Annotated in this window: 14 protein-coding genes and 1 tRNA gene; 10 read left to right on the forward strand and 5 right to left on the reverse strand. The window is 38.9% G+C overall.

Features of this window, described 5'->3' with window-relative positions; genetic code table 11:
• Positions 1-7 precede the first annotated feature (7 nt).
• Positions 8-89, reverse strand: a tRNA-Leu gene (locus G7B20_RS17105).
• 323 nt (positions 90-412) lie between these two features.
• Between G7B20_RS17105 and G7B20_RS17110 the strand changes: the two genes are divergently transcribed.
• From G7B20_RS17110 to creD, 3 genes are all read left to right on the forward strand, one after another.
• Positions 413-1,033 (forward strand): hypothetical protein, encoded by a 621-nt coding sequence (locus G7B20_RS17110; RefSeq protein WP_164112645.1) that lies wholly within the window; start codon positions 413-415, stop codon positions 1,031-1,033.
• Positions 1,030-1,329, forward strand: a complete 300-nt coding sequence (locus G7B20_RS17115) for a winged helix-turn-helix domain-containing protein (protein ID WP_164112646.1) — start codon at positions 1,030-1,032, stop codon at positions 1,327-1,329. The genes G7B20_RS17110 and G7B20_RS17115 overlap by 4 nt, the downstream gene beginning before the upstream one ends.
• 130 nt (positions 1,330-1,459) lie before the next feature.
• Entirely contained in the window at positions 1,460-2,950 is a 1,491-nt protein-coding gene (creD, locus tag G7B20_RS17120; RefSeq protein WP_240452781.1) for a cell envelope integrity protein CreD, read from the forward strand.
• A 76-nt stretch (positions 2,951-3,026) separates the two neighbouring features.
• Here the strand turns inward: creD and G7B20_RS17125 are convergent, their stop codons facing one another.
• Positions 3,027-3,659, reverse strand: a complete 633-nt coding sequence (locus G7B20_RS17125) for a DUF6266 family protein (protein WP_164112647.1) — start codon at positions 3,657-3,659, stop codon at positions 3,027-3,029.
• Positions 3,660-4,139: 480 nt separating this feature from the next.
• Between G7B20_RS17125 and G7B20_RS17130 the strand changes: the two genes are divergently transcribed.
• Positions 4,140-7,079 carry a M16 family metallopeptidase gene (locus tag G7B20_RS17130; RefSeq protein ID WP_164112648.1) on the forward strand — a complete coding sequence of 980 codons (2,940 nt, stop codon included), beginning with the start codon at positions 4,140-4,142 and terminating at the stop codon, positions 7,077-7,079.
• 286 nt (positions 7,080-7,365) lie between these two features.
• Positions 7,366-9,465 (forward strand): S9 family peptidase, encoded by a 2,100-nt coding sequence (locus tag G7B20_RS17135; protein ID WP_164112649.1) that lies wholly within the window; start codon positions 7,366-7,368, stop codon positions 9,463-9,465.
• A gap of 36 nt (positions 9,466-9,501) precedes the next feature.
• On the opposite strand, the gene G7B20_RS17140 is transcribed toward G7B20_RS17135, so the two are convergent.
• The 3 genes from G7B20_RS17140 to G7B20_RS17150 all read right to left on the reverse strand — a co-directional run bounded on the left by G7B20_RS17140 (position 9,502) and on the right by G7B20_RS17150 (position 11,821).
• Positions 9,502-9,843, reverse strand: coding sequence for a DUF4870 domain-containing protein (locus G7B20_RS17140; RefSeq protein WP_164112650.1), 342 nt, complete (start codon positions 9,841-9,843; stop codon positions 9,502-9,504).
• 158 nt (positions 9,844-10,001) lie between these two features.
• Positions 10,002-10,949 (reverse strand): MlaD family protein, encoded by a 948-nt coding sequence (locus G7B20_RS17145; protein ID WP_164112651.1) that lies wholly within the window; start codon positions 10,947-10,949, stop codon positions 10,002-10,004.
• 62 nt (positions 10,950-11,011) lie between these two features.
• On the reverse strand, positions 11,012-11,821 hold the full coding sequence (locus G7B20_RS17150) for an N-acetylmuramoyl-L-alanine amidase (protein WP_164112652.1): 810 nt from the start codon (positions 11,819-11,821) through the stop codon (positions 11,012-11,014).
• 164 nt (positions 11,822-11,985) lie between these two features.
• On the opposite strand from G7B20_RS17150, the gene G7B20_RS17155 reads away from it, so the two are divergent.
• The 5 genes from G7B20_RS17155 (at position 11,986) to G7B20_RS17175 (ending at position 21,866) form a co-directional block, all read left to right on the forward strand.
• Entirely contained in the window at positions 11,986-14,634 is a 2,649-nt protein-coding gene (locus G7B20_RS17155; RefSeq protein WP_240466035.1) for a putative LPS assembly protein LptD, read from the forward strand.
• A gap of 105 nt (positions 14,635-14,739) precedes the next feature.
• The gene (locus G7B20_RS17160; protein WP_164112653.1) at positions 14,740-15,993 is read left to right on the forward strand and encodes a competence/damage-inducible protein A; all 1,254 of its coding nucleotides are present in this window, start codon (positions 14,740-14,742) and stop codon (positions 15,991-15,993) included.
• Positions 15,994-16,093: 100 nt separating this feature from the next.
• Positions 16,094-17,443: a dihydrolipoamide acetyltransferase family protein gene (locus G7B20_RS17165; protein WP_164112654.1), complete on the forward strand. Its 1,350-nt coding sequence runs from the start codon at positions 16,094-16,096 to the stop codon at positions 17,441-17,443.
• A 108-nt stretch (positions 17,444-17,551) separates the two neighbouring features.
• The gene (gene cls / locus G7B20_RS17170; RefSeq protein WP_164112655.1) at positions 17,552-19,030 is read left to right on the forward strand and encodes a cardiolipin synthase; all 1,479 of its coding nucleotides are present in this window, start codon (positions 17,552-17,554) and stop codon (positions 19,028-19,030) included.
• A gap of 127 nt (positions 19,031-19,157) precedes the next feature.
• On the forward strand, positions 19,158-21,866 hold the full coding sequence (locus tag G7B20_RS17175) for a carboxypeptidase regulatory-like domain-containing protein (protein WP_164112656.1): 2,709 nt from the start codon (positions 19,158-19,160) through the stop codon (positions 21,864-21,866).
• Positions 21,867-21,882: the final 16 nt, after the last annotated feature.

Raw genomic sequence — 21,882 nt, forward strand, 5'->3', positions numbered from 1 at the left:
TATCAAGTGCGGAAGAAGGGACTCGAACCCCCACGCCTTGCGGCGCCAGATCCTAAGTCTGGTGCGGCTACCAATTACGCCACTTCCGCAGTTAGGATTTCTTTTGTGCTACAAAGATAGAACTCAAAACGATATTTGTCAAGCCTTTTTTATAAAAAAACACTGTAAATAATATTTATTTTAGATAACAGCCTATGATTCAGTTTGATTTTTTTTAAAAAAAATCAAACTGAAATTTCATTTCGAGAAGAATCAAGAGGAATAATGGGTAAAAAGGGGGAGATATATGTATTTATGGGGGATAAGAAGAACGTCTAGTGGAAAGGATTTATTGAGGGATCGCGCTTTTTTTCGAAAAAAATATTTGCAGCATTGATATTTTCTATGTTACTTTGAATATCAAAGTACTTTTATGGGGCGTCAAGATATAATTAAGGAAATAGGACAGATTCGCTCTCTGATGGAGCGATCATCGAAGTTTATGTCCATAAGTGGACTTTCTGGTATTCTTATTGGAAGTTATGCCTTAATAGGGGCATTTTTCGGTTATATTACTGTATATGGTGTTCGTAGTGATTTTAGGTATAGAGATAATTATATAACGGATTACGGTATTATAAATAAGTTGATCCTTATTGCAGCGCTCGTGCTGCTGTGTTCTGTTGTGACAGGATTCCTAATGGCCAAGCACAAAGCGAAGAAGAACAAGCAAGCGATTTGGAATGCCACCAGCAAAGCATTATTGGCTACGATGCTGGTACCTTTGCTAACTGGCGGAATACTTTCTATTATACTTGTGTATAGAGGAGATTACGGTATGGTTGCGTCCTCACTGCTTATTTTTTACGGTTTAGCTTTAAGCGCAGCCAGCACCTTTACCTTTAAAGAGGCGAGATGGCTAGGTATTATGGATATTCTTTTGGGATTACTAGCACTATGCTTTCCTGGTTATGGTCTTTGGTTTTGGGCGATAGGTTTCGGCGTATTGCATATTATTTATGGCGTTATTGTTCATCAACGTTACGAAAAGTGAGTTTAGATTTATCCCTATATGATAAAGTATTAGAGAACCGTGTTCGTTTGCAGATCATGGGCGTATTGGTTGCGAACGAGTATTACGATTTCAATTCTCTGAAAGAGCTGTTACAGGTGACAGATGGTAATCTAGCGTCCAATCTTAAAAGTTTAGAAAAGGAAGGCTATTTGACGGTCGAAAAGAGTTTTGTGGATAGAAAGCCTAATACGAAATATATTAGGACTGATAAGGGGCAAAGAGCTTTCGAAAATCACTTAACAGCGTTAGAAAATTTGATAAAGCAGCAGTACTAGGTCTTTTTTTTGCCTATCAACTTTGAAAACCAAAGTACTTTCTTTCTCTTTAAACAGAAAGTTTGCAATTATAAGTACAAGCAGATAAAAGAGGAAAAATATATAATTAATCACACAAAAAGCAACAATCATGGAAAATGAATCACAAAAACCTCCACAATTGCCGAGTTCAAGTATGACAATCTTCGAACGTATTAGCAATTCAATTATCTTGAAACTCTTCGTCATCTTTATTTTGGTTTTAATTATGATGATACCGATGTCATTGATAGACGATCTGGTCAGTGAACGAAAGAATAGGGAACAGCAGGTATCGTCGGAAATCGCTGCCAAATGGGGTAGAGATCAGGTCGTATCCAGTCCAGTACTGGCAGTGCCTTATGAATATCTAAGTGAAGTCATTGAAAAAGATAGTAAGGGCAAAGATTACACAGTCCAGCAAATTAATAGGGATTGGGTCTTTCTGCTACCTGGTAATACGCAAATAACGACAGAAATTAAACCGGAAAGTTTAAAGCGAGGTATTTATCAATCAGTAGTCTACAATTCGGAACTTACTCTAAAGGGAACTTTTGACGGGTTTGATTCAAAACAGCTGCCAGTGGAGTTGGATAAGATAAAGTGGAAAGAGGCGCAGTTAGTATTTGGTATACAGGATGTAAAAGGATTGTCTTCTAACCCTGCAGTGATGTGGGGCAACGATAAGCTGACATTAGCTATGAATGTAAAGGACTTTGATTTGTTCAATAATAATATGACAACCAGTGTTCCTTTAGCTAACATAGATGATACAAAATCAGACTTTCAGATTAAAGTAAAGTTAAGAGGTTCAAAATCTGTTAATTTTTTACCATTAGCTAATCATAATCTGATACAAGCGAAAGGAAGTTGGGGAAATCCTAGCTTTAATGGTGCTTATCTTCCTGAAGCACGCGAGGTATCGGATAAAGATTTTAATGCTTCATGGAATATTCCGAGTTTTGGAAGAAAGGTTCCTCAGCAATGGTCTGGAGCGAATACTCGGCTATATAGATTTTCTGGGATGTCCCTAGCGGACGCTGACTTTGATACTTATGTAGGGACAGCTGATGCTGCGGCTTCCGCAGTAGCTGCTGCAAGTACGAGTATAGAAGCTGCTACAGATATGGATATGGTGCAGATTAATTTTCTGCCTGAGGTTAATAATTATCAAAAGACAACTCGCGTTGCGAAATACGGAATTTTAGTAATCGTACTCACCTTTGCCTCCCTTTTCTTTACGGAGATAATAAAAAAGCAACGTATCCACCTGATTCAGTATATCCTTATTGGAGCGGCCATGGTTCTATTCTACTCGTTGTTATTAGCCATATCCGAGCATATGGGATTCAATGTCGCCTATCTTTTAGCAGCAATTGCTACCGTCGGATTGATTGCTTCATTCATTAAGATGATAACGAAAGACAATCGGACAGCTTTATTATTCATGGGAATTCTTGGTTTGTTCTATGGGTTTATATTCGTTTTGATGCAACTCCGGGATTATTCGTTGATCGTAGGGACAATAGGCATATTTATCATCCTTGCGATTCTGATGCGTATCTCGACCAAGATAAACTGGTATCAGTTTGATAAGCAATGAGATTAGGAACACAAGGCATCAAGATGTATTTAACATACATCTTGATGCTAATTAGACGCTTTTAATCGGAACTGATTTATATGCAGCCTGCGTACACCGAGTCGGACATTTCTCCGGTGAACATGTCTAATACGCCAAAGTAAATATGCAGTTGTTCTATTTTACTAAAGTGTTCGGGTAACTGCCATTCCAGTTGTCCACTAATAGTGCTTGCTCCTCCGTCATAAATACTAACCTCTTTTTCGATATCATATGCCAATAACAGTATGTTGTAGTGCTTATCCTGATATCGCTGCGCCTCCCATGCTATTGTCAATTTATTCTTATTTCTATTTAATGAAGTGACAATCGGAATCTGGAGATTTCCCCTGAAAACCAATACTTTTTCTGGGTTGACATACGGAATAGTATCCTCATTGTATTCTAGCGCTGTTTTAAAAATATAAGATTGTGCCTTTTGAAAAGCTCCGATACGGCTCCCCGGAGGTGCCAAATTCTTATAACCGAACTTGATAGTCTCATTGATCGGAGCTAAAAACTTCGATACGGCCTTCATCCGATTACGGTTTATTAGCGCCAAGGGACTTGGTTTACGCTTTACATAATTAGGAAGCCCACGAATAATTGCCTGCCCATTTAATTCGTAACCTACAACACTTCCTACTTTTCCGGAGAATGGACCATTGATTCCGTCTTTTAGTATTGCCATCTTTTTTTGGTTTTAAGATTGTCTAATCCAGACCGCGCTCGAAACATATCCGGTGTTAGTTTATAATTAATTATTACTAAATATACATATAGTTATGGTTATATTGAAATATCATAGAGTGAATCTAGTGTATTCATAGTGATTTACCTCTATGAACCCTCTATAAAACCTCTATTTATACACTATAAAATCTCTATTATTATATAACTAGTGACAAACTTATTAATCTCTTATAGTTTAATTTTAAAGCAATATAGTTTTAGCGAGCATTGCTCATGTTTGTTTCTGAATAAGTCACGAAATATTGCTTTAAAAAAGAATTTTTTTAATTTTTTTTGTGTGATTTAAGGGTTTTGCCGAAAAATTTACGAAAAATCATCATCTTAGCTGAAGTAAATGATATTAAACTTAAATTTGATCATAACCCGCAAATCTCCACGAAGGCCGATTTGGCGTATGTAAACTCAGCTAAGTACAAATATGAAGAAAGCTAAAGTTTTTTATGTGTTTGCGTTTTTGCTTGCTTCTGTTGGAAGTGGAAAGGCGCAACAAACGAGTTACGAGTGGAAACAGGCATCAGAAGAGGGATATTCCTACAAGTATGTGTCAAATGATCCTACACACTCCAGGTTCTACACACTCCAAAATGGATTGACTGTTATTTTGAGTCCTAGTAATAAGCAACCTCGGATTCAAACGTATATCGCTACTAAAGCAGGTAGTAAGACAGATCCCAAAGACCATACTGGATTGGCGCATTATCTCGAACATTTGTTGTTTAAAGGAACGGAGCAATACGGGTCATTAGATTGGGCCAAGGAAAAGCCTCTTTTGGATAAAATTGATGGTTTATACGAATCCTACAACTCGACAAAAGACGAAGTGAAGCGTAAGGCTATTTATAAAGAAATAGATGCTGTATCTGGAGAGGCCGCGAAGTATGCTATCGCCAACGAATACGATAAGCTTATGAGCCATATGGGCGCTGAGGGTACAAACGCTTTTACATCCTTTGAGCAGACAGTTTATATAGAAGATATTCCCAATAATGTTGTTGATAAGTTTCTTGCAGTGCAGGCCGAACGATTTAAAAGTCCGGTTTTTCGCTTGTTTCATACCGAGTTAGAAGCTGTCTATGAAGAAAAGAACATTGGTTTGGATACAGACAACCATAAAGCCATCGAGGCGATGTTTGAGGGATTATTTCCAACTAATAATTATGGGCAACAGACCGTTATAGGAACAGTTGAGCATCTTAAAAATCCATCATTAAAAGCGATTCGAGCTTATTTTGAGACCTATTACGTCCCGAATAATATGGGGGTTATTATGTCTGGAGATTTCGACCCTAACGTAATGATCAAAAAAATAGAAGCAGCATTCTCTTATATGAAAGCTAAAGAGGTGCCGCCTTATACTTTTGATCCAGAAAAGCCGATCAGTAGTCCTATATTAAAGGAAGTAAAAGGACCCAATGCCGAGTTTTTATTCCTGGGATTTAGATTTCCTGGCGCCGCTAGCAAAGATGCACAAATGTTAAATCTTTTAGGAAGCATCCTTACCAACGGGTCTGCAGGATTAATTGATTTGGACTTAGTGAAATCTCAAAAGTTATTGGGCGCAGGCGCATTCCCTTATATCTTAAAAGACTATTCGATGTTGATTCTTCAAGGAAATCCATCGCAAGGACAGTCTTTGGATCAAGTCAAGGAATTGTTATTGGCTGAATTAGCAAAACTACGTAAAGGAGAATTCTCGGAAGATTTAATCACATCTATTGTGAATAATGAACGAAAAGCACAAATCGCCCGAAACGAAAGCTACCAAGACAGGGCCGAGGAACTGATGGGGGCGTTTACTTCTGAATTGGATTGGTCGAATGAGTTACGCAATACAGATTGGTTAGCGACGGTAACGAAAAAGGATATTGTTGATTTTGCAAACAAGTATCTGAGTAATCAAAACTATGTTGCCATCTATAAACGTCAAGGGGTGGATGAGAATGTCGTGAAAGTGATCAAGCCAGAGATTACGCCAGTTACTGTCAATCGTGAGGCCCAATCTGAATTTTTGACTAAAATGAATGCGATGCCTGAGGAAGAGATCAAACCGGTGTGGTTGGACTATAACAAAGACATTCAAAAGTCTTCGGTTTATGGGGTAGACGTGTTAGCTGTAGAGAATAAGGATAATGAATTGTTTAGCCTGGTATATCGTTTTCCTTTAGGTAAGTGGAACAATAGACTGTTAGGATTGGCAGCCGGTTATTTTGAGTTCTTAGGGACGAAAGATAAGAGTAGTGAACAGTTCAGTAAAGCTTTTTATAAGCTAGCGACAGATTTTTCTGTTTCTGCCGGGAATGAAGAGACCACTGTATCTATCGCTGGTTTAGACCGTAATTTTGGCCCCTCGGTACAGCTGATTCAGGATCTCTTGAAAAATTGCGTAGCCGATCAAGAAGCTTTTGAAGCGTATATCGCGCGTTTGAAAAAAACGCGTATCAATGCGAAGGAAAATAAAGGAGCTATTATGGACGGCTTAAAAGCTTATGCAAAATATGGTGCAAAAAATCCATTCAATTATACTTTTACCGATGCAGAGCTTGATCAACTGAAGGCGGATGACCTAGTTAAGGTATTGCATGATTTGGCACAGACCAAGCACAGTGTGCTTTATTTCGGACCTAAGAAAGTGGCGCAGATGATAGCGGTTTTACCAGCGTTAAAAAATGGTAAAGGTGCATTTACGGCTATTCCTGTGGGAGCATCTTTCAAAGAGTTGCCTACAAACGAAAATCAGGTTTTAATTTCTAACTATAATATGAAGCAGGCAGAAATCTTCTGGTTTAGAAATTCGGATAGCTATAATACGGCTTTGACACCTACCGTATCTTTATTTAATACATACTTTGGTGGTGGAATGGGGAGTATTGTGTTTCAGACTATTCGGGAGTCTAAGGCGTTGGCATATTCGACTTATGCTTTTTATGGTCAACCTTATAAAAAGGAAAATCACTACACTATTGGTGCTTATATCGGTACACAGTCCGACAAATTCATGGATGCAATATTAGGTATGAACGAGCTTATTAATGTATTGCCCGAGTCTTCGAAATCGTTCGAAACAGCCAAGCTGAGTCTGATGAAGTCCATAGCAAGCGAGCGTGTTACGAATACGGGGATTCTGAATAGTTATCTTGCCGCAGAGCGTCTGGGAAATCAAACCGATATTCGTAAGACCGTTTATGAAAAGATTCCAGTGTTGACGTTTGCTGATGTCAAAGCTTTTCATAGCAAGGAGTTTAGCAAAAAACCTTATATTTATTGTATAGTAGCTGATGAGTCAAGCCTCAAAAAGGAAGATCTGGATAGCCTAGGTAAGGTCAGGAAGCTATCCTTACAAGAAATATTTGGATATTAACGTACACAACTACCTAATCATATACCTCAATTAATGGATGGACGGGTCACTTCTCTCAAGAGTGGCCCGTTTTTTTGTAAGCGTTTGTTTCCAAGGCCATGAAAGTTATTTTGTTATTGACACCAAAATTTTACAACAATTTATCCAAATGATATAAATCAAAGTCTATCTTCCTCATGTTAATTTTAAGGCATCTTTATATCCCATTTTAAAGTTGTGGTTTACGCCCGTTGGACTACTCTTGGGATAATTTCTTATCTTGCACCTTTGCTTATTAGAAAAGGTTATGAACAAATTATCCATGTTGGCTGCAGGGTTGCTTATAAGTGTGACTGCTGTAGCACAAAAAAAGCCAGAAGTTGAATTTGATAAATCGCTAATCACCACCAAAGTACAGGAATCGTTTGGAAAGAAAAATATGACCGCAATGGATTTGTGGGAATTGGGACGTGTGTCTGCAGAAGGCTTGAGTCCCGATGGTAAGACATTGCTGTACGGAGTGTCCTATTATTCATTGAAAGATAACAAATCTGAAAAGAATCTCTTTGCTCTTTCTTTGACCGACAAATCTGTTAAACAGTTTACTGTAGACACTGGTGCTGAATCTGTATTGACGATTGCTGCCAATGGCGATGTGATCTATACCTTTAAAGGTCAGATCTGGAGAAAAAGTCTACAAGGGGGGAATGCAGTACAGTTGACGGATGTGGAAGGTGGATTGGAGAATGTCAAATTTTCACCGGATGGAAAATATATCCTGTTCAGTAAGTCTGTGTTGATCAAAAGTTATCATAGCACTGACAAGTATAAGGATCTATCAAAATCAAATATCTATGTTTATGACAATCTGGATTACAGACATTGGGATAGTTTTAATGATGGTCGTTTTAATCATCCGTTCATTGCTAGTTACTCTGATGGTAAGATCGGTGAACCTGTAGATCTGTTGAAGGATGAACCTTATTACAGTCCTACTGTACCTTTTGGTGGTGTGGAAGATTTTACCTGGAGCCCTGATGGAAAATCTGTTTTGTACGTATGCAAGAAGAAGTTCGGAAAGGAGTACGCTACCAGTACAAATACGGACATATACCGATACGATATCGCTACGGGTCAAACTAAAAATATGACCGAAGGTATGTTGGGGTATGATAATAATCCGGTGTTTAGCCCTGATGGTAAACGCCTTTCTTGGTTGAGTATGCGTACGGATGGATATGAGGCTGATAAAAATGATATTGTCCTATTAGATCCATCATCATCGCAGAAAGTAAATCTTACAGCGCATTGGGATGGAACTGTGAACTCTTTTGTCTGGAGTAAAGATAACCGAAAAATTTTCTTTGTGGCCCCGACCCGGGGTACGGTTCAGCTTTTTTCAATTGATGTCCCTGCCAATCTTAATGTCAGATCATTGCCTAAGATTCAACAGATCAGCGACGGCCAATTTGATGTCACTGGTATTGTTGGGGAGTTAAAAGATGGTTTGGTCGTGAGCTCGACGAAGATGACGCAGGCTACGGAGTTGTATCACTATGCCTTTAAATCTAAGAACCTGAGTGCCTTGACTACAGTCAATGATGCGCATTATGCAAGACTGAATGAAACGAAGGTAGAAGGAAGGTTTACTAAGGCTTCCGATGGACAGGATTTGTTTTCATGGGTAATTTATCCGCCAAACTTTGACCCTAGCAAGAAATATCCTACATTGTTGTTTTGTCAGGGAGGACCTCAATCTGCAACTACACAGGGCTATTCTTTTCGATGGAGTTTTCAGTTGATGGCCTCTCAGGGATATATTGTCATCCTTCCTAACCGTAGAGGAATGCCAGGATGGGGTGTCAAATGGAATGAAGATATTTCGAAAGATTGGGGAGGACAAGCTATACGGGATTACCTTTCCGCAATTGATGATTTTTCGAAAGAAAGCTATGTAGACAAATCCCGCATTGGTGCCATTGGCGCTAGCTATGGCGGATATTCTGTATTTATGTTGGCCGGTGTTCATGAAGGACGTTTCAAATCTTTTATTTCGCACTGTGGTTTGTTTGATATGACCTCTTGGTATGGTACGACGGAAGAACTTTTCTTTGCGAACCACGATCTAGGTGGTGCCTATTGGGATAAGAAGAATGAAAAAACGTATACCGACTTTAATCCGATCAAACATGTCGATAAATGGAATACACCAATTTTGATATTTCAGGGAGGGAAGGATTATCGTGTACCTATCGGACAGGGACTAGAAGCATTTCAGGCTGCCCAGATGAAGGGGGTAAAAAGTAGATTGGTATATATGCCGGATGAAAATCATTGGGTACTTTCAGGACACAATGCGCAGGTATGGCAGCGTGAGTTTTTTGATTGGCTCAAAGAGACATTATAAAAAATAAAGGGATCCATTTTGGATCCCTTTATTTTTTTATATTGTACTAAACCATTTTTGAAATAAGTGACCTACAAATGGAAGTTCTTTTTGACTGCCGTTGAAAGCAGATATTAATCCCATAATCCATAAGATTAATAAAATCGTACCGATAATCATAGCGATGGTTTCTCCTGCTACTGGAACTACACGTAGAGTTCCAGAGACAAGGCCCACGATTAATAATCCTATGTTTTGACGGATATGGAATTTTGCAAAGTTATTGTTTTTGTCTTTGTTCATTACAAAGGCTATAATTAATCCTATCACGGTGATATAGGAAATTATTGCTATGTTTTTTCCTTCCTGAACGCTGTTTTTTACCGATGTGTTGTCCATTGCTTTTGAGTTATCGTTTTTGTTTTAGCAAAGTTATCCATAAAAACAACGCATTTTATTCCCCGAAAACCGGGATATTTCCGCTATAACAAATTTAAATGGGTGAGGAGAGTTATAAAATTCGCGTTTATACGCGAATTTTATAACTTCTGAATAAATTATTTGGTATCCTTCTTGCCAAAAATTGAAATCTTTAAATATTTGCCGGGATTGTTTTTTAAATCATGGACAAGTTCATTCAGGTTTGCCGATGCACTATTGAGGTTATCATACAGCTGCTTGTCGTTGAGAAGCAAGCCGATGGATCCTTCCCCTTGATTTATTTTACCGGTTATGGCCTGAACGTCCTTCATTGCCTGATGGGCATTGTCTATGGTCGCCTTGATCTCGGTCTTGGATAGATCGTCCGAGAGATTGTCAAGATTGGCCAAGATCGAATTTATCTTTTCGTTATTGTTTTTAAAGTTGCTGGTAATGGATTCTAAATTTTGCATGATTTTAGCTAAACGAATTCGTTCAGAACCCATGAGGCTTTCAACATCACGCGTTATTTTCTCCATATTGGTCAACGATACCGAGATGCTACGTAGACTGTTTTTGAAATCGCGTTGGAACTCGTCATCTAAGGCTGTGTTTACGGCACTGAGGACAGAATCTAGCTTTACGACTAAGTTCTCGATTTTCTTTTGCAGAGGCTCTACTTTTTCCATTAGATTGGCCTGTACGTCCGATTGTAAAGGATCACCATGTCGAGCCATGGTGCTGCTATTACCCAAGTCAAAGACAATAACTTTGCTTCCTAATATACTTTCGCTAACGATTCGAGCAATGGTATTCGAAGGAATACTGTACTCACTTTTTATCTTGAATTCTGTACGTATCTTACCATTGTCCATAAGATACATCCGAGATACACGCCCGATCTGATAACCATTTACCATAACGGGTTTTGATGTTGCGAGACCATCGACGTTATCATAGTCGGTATAAAACATATTATCTGAGCTGAAAACATCATTTCCTCTCAGAAAACTATATCCTATAAATAATAAGGCAATTGCTATTGCCGTTAATGCGCCTACTTTAGTCTCGTTTGATATCTTCAAAATACGTTAATTTAAGGGTTTAGCTTAATACAACCTATAAACACTTTAAATATAAGAAATGTTTATTTTTCCGTAGATGTTTTGTATTTTTTTATTGCTTGGAATAGATTTTCCACGATTTCGGCCTGACCTTCATCCGACAACATGTAGTTTTCTTCTTCTGAATTGTTGATAAAGCCAATTTCTGTTAGCACAGCTGGCATAGAGGCCCTGGCCAGTACGGCTAGTCCTAATTCTTTAACACCTCTGTTGACACGTCGTGAATTAACATATTCCTGTTGCATCATTGACGCGAGTCGAATGCTACGGTCACGGTATTGCCTACGCATCACTTTAAATACAATATAACTGGATGGGTCTTTAGGGTCGAAATCCCCCAAATCACTGTTATCTTCGTTATGAAGCAACATGTCCGCATTCTCACGTATAGCTACATCTTGCTCTGAAATCCGGTGAAACCCGAGCACAAAAGTTTCGGTACCACTAGCTTTAGACGTCCGTTGACTGGTGGAGTTAGCGTGGATGGATACAAAAATATCAGCATTATTTCTATTAGCTATTTCGGAGCGCTCTTTAAATGGAACATCTATATCGGTACTACGTGTCAAAATGACATTAATAGCTAGTTTATTTTCCAGTTCGTTTTTAAGCTTTTTAGATACATCTAAAACGATATTTTTTTCTAAAGATCTTCGACCCGCTGCTCCCGGAATAGGACCACCATGTCCTGGATCAATCACTACGGTGAATGTTTTTTTGTTTTTTGAAGCGGGAGGGTCATTAGAAACCGGTGTAAAGGAAACGAATGCTACGAGTACGGATGATGCGAAAAGAGAGAAGCTTAATTTTTTAACAATATTTAAAAATTTCATCGGTGTTTTTTTTACATTTTTGTCTTAGCTATTTTATAACGGACTGACAAAGATAGTTGTTTAATTGTATATGATAAAAATAAGAACCTTTTATTAATGATTTTGACTACTTTTGCCGATAATAGTTTATTTTTAGGACTAAAATAATATTTCGTATTTCGACTTTGGAAACGCTAACTCGTATTTTACTTTTATCTGTGTTCCTATGGTTAGGAACAGCTACAGTGTTCTCTCAAGTCACCCCTACGAAACCTATAAGCAGTAATGCGAAGGATACTACATTAATAACCAACGATACCACAAAAAATCATCTCAAGGGCAAAAGTGGTCAGGATACTGTTGTCATGAAAACGGATAGCGGTCTGGAGACAGTAGTAACTATTGTTGCCAATGACTCTTCTTGGAATGAAGTAAGTAAAAATATTATTCACCTGTATAAAGGTGCTAAAGTTAAATATCAGGAATTCGAGCTTTCGGCCGATTATATCCGTTTGGATCGTAATACAAATGTGCTTTTTGCGAGTGGTGTGGTCGATCATAATGGAAAATATGTGGGACGACCTGTCGTGTTGTTTCCAAATGATACACCGAAGGCCGTAGACTCTCTACGTTATAATTACAAATCACAGGAAGGAAAGACGTTTGGAATCATGACTGAGGTGGATGGTGGATTTATCCAAGCTAAGGTGTTACGAAAGAATCTCTACGACGAAATGTCTATTCATAAGGCATTGTACAGTACCTGTAATCTTCCTGAACCTCATACGCATTTTGGTATTCATATTACCAAAGGGGTGGTTACGGATAAGCAGATTGTTGCTGGGCCGTCATACTTAGTCGTTCAAGGAATTCCGATGAAGTTTTTGGCTTTACCATTTGGTTTCTTTCCAAAGCAAGATAAAAAATCCTCTGGTTTTCTCTTTCCTTCTTTTGGGGATGACGTGGCGCGGGGATTCGGTTTGCGGGATTTAGGATGGTATCTCACCTTTAATGATTACTGGGACTCGGAGATTCGTGGTAGCTTTTATTCGAAAGGCTCTTGGGAGTCTTCCATACGTACGAATTATTTGGTAAACTATAAATATAGTGGAGGGTTTAATATTCGCTATGCTTCTACCAAGGTCGGTACAGAAGGAGCCAGTAATTATGGGAGTAATAAAGATTTTAATGTCACGTGGAACCATACGCAACGACAAGAGGCTAACCCAGGGACCTCTTTTTCTGCTTCGGTAAATTTTGGTACGGCTTCTTATTTTCAGAATACGGGTGCAAATAGTACCTATGACTATGATCAGCTGACACGTAATAACATGTCCTCATCCATCAGTTATGGTAAGGTATTTGCCGATGGTAAAGTCAATTTTACGTCTAGTTTGAGCCATCGTCAAGATATGGCTTCAGGTAAAGTAGATCTAGAGTTACCGACATTTGCCTTAAACGTTTCTACATTTAATCCATTTGATTCCAAAGATCGGGTAGGGGAGCAGAAATGGTATCAACGTATTACGGTGGGGTACAGTCTACAGGGAAGAAACTCTATTTCGACTGGTGACTCTGTGCTTTTTACCAAGCAGGCTTTGAAGCAATTTACAAACGGCTTTCAACACAATATACCGGTCAGTCTGAGTTTAAATGCGTTTAAATATTTTCAATTTAGCTCCTCGGTGAATTATACAGAGCGTTGGTACTTGCAGACTATCCGAAAAGGATTAGATAACGAGATTAATGGTTATGTTGATATCCGTGATACAATTTCCGGATTTAGAAGAGCCTATGATTACTCATTCTCTAGCGGTTTGTCGACCAAGGTGTATGGTAGGTATCCTAAGATCGGTAAGATAGAGGCTGTACGGCATGTCGTGACTCCTTCGATCAACTTTAACTATAGACCCGATTTTTCAGACCCTAAATATGGTTTTTATAAATCTTATATCGATCAAGCAGGTCGTCTTTCTGAGTATTCAATCTTTGATGGTGCCATTTTTGGAGGGCCTTCTTCGGGTAAATCCATGGGTATTGGCTTCTCGGTAGATAATAATATCGAAGCTAAAATCCGTACGGAAAATGATACTACAGGTAAAGGCTTTAAGAAAGTTCCTATTCTTCAGGGCTTGACATTTAGTGGTAACTACAATTTTGCGGCGGACTCTTTGAAGCTCTCTACAATCAGTTTCTCGGGTAGGACGACACTATTTAATGAGAAAATAAACCTGAACTTTAACGGAACTTTTGATCCTTATCAAGTAAATGACAGAAATACCCGCATAAATCGCTTTACGATAGAAGATGGTAAATTGGCTCGATTGACGAATTTCGGTTTGTCTTTTGATTATAGTTTTAATCCGGATGCCTCGAAGAACCGTAATGGCAATATTGATTCGATGCGTAACCGTATGCCAAATATAACGAAGGAACAGTCGGAAGCGCTGGCCCGAATCAGTACCGACCCTAATGCTTTTGTTGACTTTAATATGCCGTGGAACTTAGCAGGATCGTTTAGTTTTCAGTATTTCAAGAAATTTGATTCGGTGCTGCGTCGACAACGCAGCGATTACTCGGCGACATTGGGTCTTCACGGTGATGTGAATGTCACTCCCAAGTGGAAAATTCAATTCAACTCTGGATATGATTTTAAACAAAAGGAGGTATCTATGACCCGTTTCTCCATTTATCGGGATCTGCACTGTTGGGATATGTCTGTGGGTTGGGTGCCATTTGGCCGTTATCAGAGTTACAATATTACGATCAGAGCTAAAGCTTCTGTACTACAGGATCTGAAATTAACAAAGCGTAATAGCCATTATACTTATTAAAATAAAGTTATAGTGGTGATAAAGGGTGATAAAGGTTATGTAATTTATAAAAGACGTCTCCATAACGTACATCACTTAATATAACTTCATAACTTTATTGTAACTATGAAAACTGAAATTATAACCATAGGAGATGAGATACTACTGGGCCAGATTGTTGATACAAATTCAGCATGGCTTGGGCAGCTCTTGGATTCCTTACACATATCTATTCAACAGATAACATCTATTTCGGATAGTAAAGATGCTATCTATGGTATATTGCGTGAAGCGGCAGGTCGTTCTGATTTAATTATAGTAACTGGTGGATTAGGTCCTACTAAGGATGATGTTACCAAGGAAACTATCGCTTCTTTTTTTAACACTACTCTGGTAAGGGATGAAATAGTCCTGTCACATGTCAAGTCTATTTTTGAGAAAACTGGGCGTATTATGCCTGTTATGAATTATGGACAAGCTGATGTGTTGGCATGTAGTGAGGTGCTTTTTAATGACGTAGGTACTGCACCGGGGATGTGGGTCGAGCATGAAGGTAAATGTTTTGTGTTTTTACCGGGTGTTCCTTTTGAAATGAAATTTTTGATGGAAAACCGGGTGATGCCGAAGTTGGTCAATTATAGGCCTAATGGGGCTATTTATCATGCCCATGTGATTACGATGGGAATTGGGGAGTCCTTTTTGGCGGAAAAGATCGCAGATATTGAAAATGAATTGCCATCCTATATCCGATTGGCCTATCTTCCTAAATTGGGTACTGTGCGACTCCGGCTGTCGGCGGTTGGAACTGATGTGGAAAGTTTAAAAGCAGAGACCGATCAATTTGCAGAACGGATCGGGATACGTTTGTCCGATCACTTGGTGGCACGTAAAGATATAACAATTGAAGAAGCTATTGTTGAAGAATTTACCCAAGCAGGGCTTCGTCTAGCTATCGCCGAAAGTTGTACCGGTGGACTTTTGGCGGGCTCTATCACAGCGATACCCGGGGCGAGTGCTGTTTTTGACTGTGGTGTTGTGGCTTATCACAATCGAATCAAAGAACAGGTATTGGGCGTTGAAGAAGAAGTGTTGCGTGAATATGGGGCTGTTAGCGAACAGACCGTTATTCAGATGGCCGAAGGGGTAAAGCAATTAAGTGGGGCGCAATATAGTATTGCTACGAGTGGAATAGCGGGGCCTGGAGGCGGAACTTTAGACAAGCCGGTAGGCACAGTTTGGATTGCGGTAAGTGGAAAGTTTAGAACTACTACGCAGGTATTTCATTTTAGAAATGATAGAAAGATAAATATTGAACGTAGTATAGGACAAGCCTTAAATATGTTGTGGAAATTGTATAAGCAGGATAGTGTTGAATCCTGAAATATAATTTCATTATTAAAATGATTTTAAATATTATATTTTGTTTTTAGGGATTTCATTCCTAATTCTCTAACTTAGTACGATAAAACACAAAATAATTATGGGAATATTCAAATTGGTACTTCCAAAGATGGGGGAGAGTGTTTCTGAAGCTACATTGACAAAATGGGTGAAAGTTGTTGGGGATCGTATCGAAGAAGATGATACCGTGGTTGAAGTTGCTACGGATAAGGTAGACTCCGAGGTTCCTTCACCTGTTCAGGGTATACTGAAAGAAATTCTATTTGAAGAAGGTCAGGTCGTACAGGTTGGTGATGTTATCGCATTATTAGAAATTGAGGGTAGTGTTGAAGAAGATAGTATTGCGCCTGCGGTGGATACTGCCCCTATGGTAGCTCCTACTTTTGAAGCTTCTGTGTCTGAAAATCCAATTCCTGGGATTGAAATATTAGAACGTACTGATTCAGAATCATCGTCGGTATCTAGAGGTACTTCGGAAGATCGTTTTTATTCACCTTTGGTAAAAAGTATTGCCCAACAAGAGGGACTTTCTGCACAGGAGTTGGAAGCGATCGTTGGGTCTGGATCCGAGGGACGAGTGACGAAGCAGGATGTGTTGGATTATATAAGGTTGAAGGCCGCCGGTAAAGACACGATGCCTACAGGCCCAGTTTCTGTGCCTGTTCAGAATGCAGAAGTGCGGAGTGCTGCTGCACCTGTGGATGTAGTTAAGGCCACAAACGGAGATGAGATCATTGAGATGGACCGTATGCGTCGGCTAATAGCAGATCATATGGTGAATAGTATACGTACGTCTCCGCACGTGTTTTCTGTGGTTGAGGCTGATGTGACTAATCTAGTGAATTGGCGTAATAAAATTAAAGATAGTTTTAAAAAGAGAGAGGGTGAAAATATCACATTTACACCATTGATCATTGAAGCGATAACAAAGGCATTGAAGGATTTTCCGATGATTAATGTCTCTGTTGATGGGAATAATATTATCAAAAGAAAGCATATTAATATTGGGATGGCAGCTGCATTACCTTCTGGAAATCTTATTGTTCCGGTAATCAAAGATGCCGATCAACTGAGTTTGGTAGGGATTAGTAAAGCCGTTAATGATTTGGCTAATCGAGCTAGAGGTAATAAATTAAAACCCGATGATACGCAGGGGGGGACATTTACCTTTACTAATATCGGTGCTTTCGGCAATATTTTTGGTATGCCTATAATTAACCAGCCGCAAGCGGCTATTCTAGCTGTAGGGACAATTACGAAGAAACCCGCGGTTTTAGAAACTTCAGACGGAGACGTTATTGCTATCCGGCACATGATGTACCTAACGATGTCGTATGATCATCGCGTTATTGATGGCGCATTAGGAGGTACATTTTTAAAAAGGGTAGGAGACTATCTTGAAAATTGGGATAAGGAAAGAGAGATTTAATAATTGCAAAGGAAACAAAAGCCTATGGTCGTCGACCATAGGCTTTTGTTTTTTGGTAAGACTTTTAATAATTGTTATATTTCAGTTATAAATACAAATATCCAGCATATGGAAGGGTTAAAGCCATTTATTGATTTTGCTTTAAGTTGGTATTGGGTTCCGCTATTGGTACTTTATACCGGAGTGATCAGTGCTATTCTGATTGAAAACCGAAATCCCAGTAAAACCATCGCTTGGATTCTCGTCATTATATTCATTCCGTTTTTGGGACTTATTCTGTATTATTTTTTCGGACAAAAATTTGTTAAAGTTCAGAAAATAAAGAAAATTAATAAACAGCAGGCACGACGTTTAGAAAAGCAGTGGGAATTGTTGGATCCGGTAATTGAATCTTTTATTCAGAATATTCATGATGAAATAGGTGATTTATCTAAAGTGTTTCGATTGATGAAGCGAGAACGGTTGTCATCTCCCACATTGAACAATGATGTGCGGCTTTTGGTTAACGGGGAGGAAAAATTTGAAGCTTTGAAAGTTGATTTAAGACAGGCGAAGCATTCTATTCATATGGAGTATTATATTTTTCAGCCTGATCATGTGGGGCTCGAAATTTTGAATATCCTGGAGGAAAAGGCATCGGAAGGTGTTGTGGTTAGATTGATTGTAGATAGCTTCGGTTCGCCTGATTTGATTAAATATATGCGCCGGAATAAAAACACTGGTATTGATTTCCATGCGTTTCTTCCTGTGACATTTACCTCTCTAGCTAATTCAAATTATCGTAATCACCGAAAAATCGTAGTGATAGATGGGGTGGTTGGTTACGTCGGTGGTATCAATATTTCGGATAGATATAGTAATACTTCTGCCAATAGAAAGGCTACTTATTGGCGGGATATTTCACTTCGCATAGAGGGATTGGCAATTAATATGCTTCAGATAAATTTCTGGAGTTCCTGGAATCAAACGGATGGCGCTCCCTTTTTATTAGAAGAGGGGTATCTGCATATGATACGAAAGAATAGGGAGGAAAGTGGTGAAGCGGGAGTCGGATTTGTGTCGAGTGATCCAGCTTCTGTAGGTCCATTTAACATGGAAGCTATGCTGATTGCTATTGGTGAAGCGAATCAACATGTACGGCTTTGTACACCTTATTATATCCCGAGTGAGGAATTAGAACGGGCCCTCATTATAGCGGCGGCATCAGGTGTGAAGGTGGAGTTAATGATACCGGCTACCTCTGATTCCTATTTCGTACAACATGCTTCGTTTTCCTTTTTAAAACCGCTATTGGAAAGAGGTGTAGAGGTACTTCTATACCAAAAAGGTTTTCTACATGCCAAGACGATGACAGTGGATGGAAAGTTAACTTTTATTGGGACTGTGAATCTGGATATACGCAGTTTCTATATTAACTATGAAATTGCAGCTGTCGTTTCGGACTCCTCACTATGTTTACGAAGTGAGCAACAATTTGATCTGGACAAGCGGGACTGTGTGGTTTTAACTTTGGAAGATTGGAAAAATCGTCCACGCTGGAAACGAGGGGCTGATTCGATATGTCGCTTAATGGCGCCACTATTATAAGACCTAAAAATGTGTTAAATTAAGCGCTTAATTAGGTGTTTTGAAGTAGATAGAATTTAATTTTTTTATCTTTAGCTGAATACCTGTTTTAATGATGCCGTAAGTCGGTTTAACAGAACTTAATTAAATGAAAAAGACACACCTTATTTATTCCTTATTTCTATTGTTTTTATTTGTTCAAGCGGTGCAGGCGCAAGAAGTGCCTAAAATACCTATTAACACTGTTGTAGAGCGTGTACAGAAGTACTTTGGGGTATATCCCTTAGAAAAAGTACATTTACACTTTGATAAACCTTACTATGCTGTGGGGGATACCTTATGGTTTAAAACGTATTTATACCATAATCAGATTGCCTATGATCCGAGTAAAATTGCTTATGTGGATGTGATTAATGGAAGAGATTCTTTGATTCAAACCCTTCGTATCCCTTTAAAGAATAATAGTGGAGCAGGGTATTTTGTTCTTGATCCGCAGGTTATAAAGCAGGATAATTATCGAATTAGAGGATATACTAAATGGATGATGAATTTTGATGTCAATTACTTTTTCAATAAAGTTGTCACCGTAGGAGATGCTATAAATAAGAAATTGGGAACAGAGATTACCTACACCCCTGATGGTAATAAGACCAAAGCTACTATTCAATTTAGGGATTCTAAAGGCGCATTGTTGAGCAAGAAGAAGGTGACCTGGGAAGCGATTGATGGTTGGGATCCGTTTGATAAAGGGAAGTCTGAAACAGATGATATGGGAAGGGTGACTCTGTCATTCTCATCAAAAGACAAGGAAATGTTGAAAAAGGGACGTTTGATTGTCAAAGTAGAGGGCGAGTCATCTATGGTGGGAGACTTTCCTTTAAAGAATGCTTTGGCCGATGCAATAGATGTGCAGTTTTTTCCGGAGGGAGGGGATCTTTTGGAAGGAGTAGCTAAAAATGTAGCTTTTAAGGCTATAGGTACCAATGGTAAAGGGGTGAAGTTAAGCGGTAAGATCGTCGATAGCAAAAAGAAGGTGGTGGTAGAATTTGCTGATCTTGGATTGGGGATGGGGTATTTTAACTTATTGCCTCTTGCGGGGGAGCAATATAAAGCCTTGGTTACACCGGAAGGTGGGACGGAAAGATCTTTTGACCTGCCTGCGGTTAAAGCTGATGGTATTAATGTTGTGATTTCAAAAATAGATGCAGAGGCGGTACAAGTAGGCTTGGTAGCTAGTGAGAGCTATTTTTCAAAGATTGTAAATCAACCTTTTTATATTTTTGGACAGATGAATGGCCAGCTGATTTATGGCGCACAGGCGACGATGAAAAACTCGAGCTTGGCGTTGTCTGTTCCAGTGAAAGAGTTGCCTAATGGTATTATTCAGTTTACGTTGATGAGCCCAGCTGGTAAAGCGCTGAGTGAGCGTTTGGTGTTTTATGATTTGGCTGAAAACTTAACTATTCAAGTTAAGTCTAATAAGGCAAGTTATACTAAAAAAGAGCACGTTAAGTTGGATATCAGTAATGGTACATCGGAAAAATTGTTGAGTTCTTTGTCGGTAGCCGTTATTGATGAATCTAAAGTGCCATTTGATGATCATCAAGAAAATGGTATACTAAGTAGCCTATTATTGACATCAGATTTGACTGGATTTGTTGAAAAACCTGGCTATTATTTTGATCCAGAAGTCTCCAATAGAAAGCAGGCCTTAGATGCCTTGTTGATGACGCAAGGATTTCGTCGGTTTAGTTATGATGAACTGGTTGCAGAGAAATATCCTCCTGTTAACTTTATGCCAGAACAGGGGATAACATTAGCAGGAACATTGCGCTTGAATACTGGAAAGCCCTATCCTAATGGAGGATTGTTGCTTTCTATTCCTGCACGGGCTCTGCGAAAAGATACCTATACGGACAAGGATGGCCGTTTTGCATTTCAAGATTTAAATTTTCCTGATTCGGTGAAAGTGACCATTAATGCTCGGAGTAATGACAATTATCGCAATTTGGTGATCAATCTGGATCAGTCTTTCTATCCAGAAATAGATAGTAATAATCCTTATAAAGCAAATGATATCTTAAATATCGATAAACAGATGGTGGATTATCTTGCAAACAGTAAGAATGAATTCAGGACATCTAACCTTATTGATGAGGTTACAGTAACGGCTTCGCGTAAAGAGGTGCGCACGAGTAAAGAGTTTTCGGCATTATCGGGATTATCTATGGCTGATCATCGTATCGAAGGAGATCGTTTAAATGGTTGTAATATGCTGACAATGTGTTTGAATACCTTGTTGACGGGGGTTACTTACGACAGTCAAACGTTAAAATATTATTTGACGCGAAATTATAATCAGGGCAGTAGGGTGCCCGTACAGTTTTTTTTAAACGGGATGCCTATTGATGAAAATACATTGAACTCCATAGTACCTATGGAGATCGAGGCGATTGAAATATTCAATCGCGACGATTTGGGTACAGTAAGTAGATTGTATCAGAATGACGGTGTCGTATCAATTATTACCAAGAAAGAAAAGCCTAAGGGCCCACGTATGACAATGGCACAAATCGAGGCTTTATTACCTAAATCTAATGTTGTTGATCTCTATCCACTAGGCTATATTAAAGAACGTAAGTTCTATACGCCGAGGTATGATACGGACCAAAGTAAATCAACAAATGATTACCGAACTACGGTTTATTGGAATCCAGACGTGTTATTGGATGAGAAGGGAACTATTAGTTTGGATTATTTCAATGCAGATGGTAATGGAAAATATAAAGTTGTGGTAGAGGGTATTGATAATGCCGGCAGAATCGGTCGAACTGTCTACCATTATAATGTGAAGTAAAAAATAAGGGGCTTAC

Source organism: Sphingobacterium sp. xlx-96, from assembly GCF_011007365.1.
Taxonomy (GTDB): Bacteria; Bacteroidota; Bacteroidia; order Sphingobacteriales; family Sphingobacteriaceae; genus Sphingobacterium; species Sphingobacterium luzhongxinii.